The organism is Desulfopila inferna (assembly GCF_016919005.1).
In the GTDB taxonomy this organism is placed as follows: Bacteria; Desulfobacterota; Desulfobulbia; order Desulfobulbales; family Desulfocapsaceae; genus Desulfopila_A; species Desulfopila_A inferna.
Map to the genome: position 1 here is coordinate 1 of NZ_JAFFQE010000018.1, position 3,436 is coordinate 3,436.

Genomic DNA, 3,436 nt, shown 5'->3' on the forward strand with positions numbered 1-3,436 from the left:
CAATCGCCGGGGGGCAGCAGTTCTGCCCCCCGCTCAGCCTGCGGATATATTCATACCCTATATGGCTAGTTGTGTACAACAGGCGAGAATAGCTTCTCGCCTGTGAACAGCAACAGTATACACCTCACGCTGGGGAGCCATTGCACTTTTGAGAGATGCCCCATAAACTCTTACAAAACGATAGGAAATGAGAATGACTGACATCCTCTCCTAACGTTCCTTAGACCTTGTCTTTGGAAATCTCTACTTTGAAGTCGCTTCATTTCTGGTCAATCCTGTATGTTCAGTCGACATCACCTTCACAGGAATAATGTAAATTTGCAGAATTGCTTAAATGGTTAACATTGCCATTACTAGCCTCAGCCATTGCAATGACATGCGCCCCAGTAAATTGATAGTTGTTATGTAGAAAGGTTAAGTTGCAGCAGACGTCAATTTGATTTAAATTAGGTCACTCTTTAAACAATCTTAAAAACTTCAGCGTTATTTAAACAATGGGTGGTTGAACTATGCCCGAGCAACAGACTTCGGAATATCTTAAAAGGAAGATTCTTCTTTTTTCAGTTTTGAGCATATCCATCATTAGTTTAATTTTTTCTATAACTGCGATTACCCCTCTCTACAACCGTCTTAAAAGCGAGCAGCGATCCGGCCTCGAGCATCAAGTTCAGATTAAGTCAATGATTGTTGAAGAGTTTCTTTCCCGTGCCAAGGCTACAGCACGCCAAATTACGAGTCGCACACAAATTCGTAAAAAACTAGAGGCATATAATAGAAAAGAGATCAATCTTGACGAATTGTTGAGCTTTACAGGATCAAAACTTGCTGATGCAATGAAACTGTCCGATGATGTGGTGGGTATTTCACGACTTGATTCCTCCAAAAAACTCGTGGTGCAGGTTGGCATACCAATTCCTGAAACATTTTGGAAAATTCCAGATGATTCCAGCAAAGCAGTACTTGTATATGGCCCTGTTATTATTAAGGATGAGTCCTATGTAATTTTGGGTGCTCCTATTTCCAATAGAAAAGAACAACGGGTGGGAACCGATATTGTCTTGTTCAGCATCAAAGGTCTCCAGCGTATTGTAGGAGATTACAATGATTTAGGCGAAACGGGGGAAACCATTTTAGGAAAGATTGAGAACAATGAGGTCTTATTATTTTTCCCGTTACGTAACTCAACAGATGCTGCCATCAGACTTACTACCAACACATCATTTGTTGGTTCCGCCTTAGTGGAAACCGCAAAACAAAAAAATGGTATCATCGATTTTACCAACCCATCAGGCCCAAATGCTGTTATTGCCTATGGTTCAATACACAATGGTATGTGGGGCATGATGATCAAAATGGATAAAAAAGAACTCTACTATTCCATTAATCGTGAAATATTATTTATAAGTCTAGTTATTTTATTTCTTATTGCCCTTGGGACCATTGGCATGATGATAGTATTGCGTCCGCTTACAGGAAAGATACTAATGCACACAAGTGATCTGGAGGCAAAGATTGAAGAAAAAACTTCTGAATTGATGAACACGTCCAACAAACTGAAAGAAACCAATACAAACCTGAATAATGAGATAAATGAGCATATACGAACAGAAGAAATGATGCGCAGTTCACAATCTGTGGCTCATATATGTTCTTACTCAACCAATCTGAATGTAAACGAGATAGAGAAGAGTTCATGGGTCTGTTCGCCAGAATTTTACAACATATTTGGAATAGACAAAACCTATCCTCATACCATAGAAGGTTGGGCCAACTTTATTCATCCAGACTATCGAGAAGAAGTATTTGACTACCATGAATCGGTTGTGAAGGAAAAAAAAACGTTTAGTCTTGAATATAAAATAATTCGCCATAACGATGGTGCGGAACGATGGGTTCATGGTACAGGAGAACTTGAATATGATGAAAAAGGAACCCCCGTCAGAATGCACGGGGCAATACAGGACATCACCGAGCGCAGGCGATCAGAAGTGGAAAAAGAAAAACTCCAATCTCAGTTGGTACAGGCGCAAAAAATGGAGTCCATTGGCCACCTGGCAGGCGGAGTAGCGCACGACTTCAACAACATGCTTGGAGTAATTCTCGGACATACAGAGATGGCCCTTGAGGAAACAGATCCTGCTTCGTCACTTTATGCCAACCTGCATAGCGTTCACCAGGCCGGTGAGCGTTCGGCCGACCTGACCCGGCAACTGCTTGCCTTTGCCCGCAAGCAAACTATTGCTCCCAAGGTCATAGATATAAACGACATAGTGGCGGGGATGCTCAATATGCTGCGTCGGCTGATCGGCGAGGATATTAACCTGCTCTGGCAACCTGGTATAAACCTCCAGCCGGTCAAGGTCGATCCAGCACAGATCGACCAGATCCTTGCCAACCTTTGTGTCAACGCCCGAGATGCCATCGACGGTGTGGGCAAGGTTGTCATAATAACAGATACAAAAACCTTTAATGAGGACTATTGCCACGACCAGCTGGGATCTCTACCTGGAGAATACATACTGCTCGAGGTTAGCGACGACGGCTGCGGCATAGACAAAAAAACACTGGACCACATTTTTGAACCTTTTTTTACCACCAAGGAACAGAGTAAGGGCACCGGATTGGGGCTGGCATCGATTTATGGTATAGTCAAGCAGAACAACGGTTTCATTAACGTCGATAGCGAGCCGGACCACGGAACGACCTTTAAGATCTACTTACCAGTATATGCCGCAAAATCAGCGGAAGTAGCGGAAAAGACGCATGACCTGCCCGCCGAACACGGAAGCGAGACCATCCTCCTGGTGGAGGATGAGTCAGCTATTTTGACAATGACCACCACGATGCTGACCAGGCTGGGATATAACGTGGTAGCCGCTGCCACCCCGGGCGAGGCTATCCGCCTTGCTCAAGAATATCAGGGCGAAATAGATCTGTTGATGACCGATGTGGTGATGCCCGAGATGAATGGCCAGGAGTTAGCCAAAAACCTCCTCTCCCACTACCCGGATCTCAAGCGTCTGTTTATGTCCGGTTACACCGCCAACGTCATCACCCATTACGGGGTGCTGGATGAAGGCATACACTTCATCCAAAAACCGTTTTCAAAGAAAGATCTGGGAGGGAAGGTGCGCGAGGCGCTGAAAGGCTGACGTGGTAATTCAGTAATTATTCATGCGGAGAGTTAATATCGTCATTTCGAAGGTCTGATTATTCGGCCACCACTTCAAGTTGAGGTGTTTCCTGTTCTAGAAAATTTTGCTCTCCCCGATTCCTAACAACATTTTTGGAATATAGGATCAGAGGTTCTCCATGACTCCACGTAACAAAATTCCAGCCTTATAAATGATATACTAAGGTTATTAACGCTCTGTTTTTTCTGTAAAAGAAAAAGGAGGCGATTATGACCGAAGTAACCTATACGACTAAGTTTACC

The 3,436-nt window shown here is 43.8% G+C and carries 1 protein-coding gene; it reads left to right on the plus strand.

The features are described from left to right. The first annotated feature begins 509 nt into the window (after positions 1–509). The gene (locus JWG88_RS21770) at positions 510–3,152 is read left to right on the plus strand and encodes a PAS domain-containing hybrid sensor histidine kinase/response regulator family protein (RefSeq protein ID WP_240194671.1); all 2,643 of its coding nucleotides are present in this window, start codon (positions 510–512) and stop codon (positions 3,150–3,152) included. The last annotated feature ends 284 nt before the right edge of the window (positions 3,153–3,436 follow it).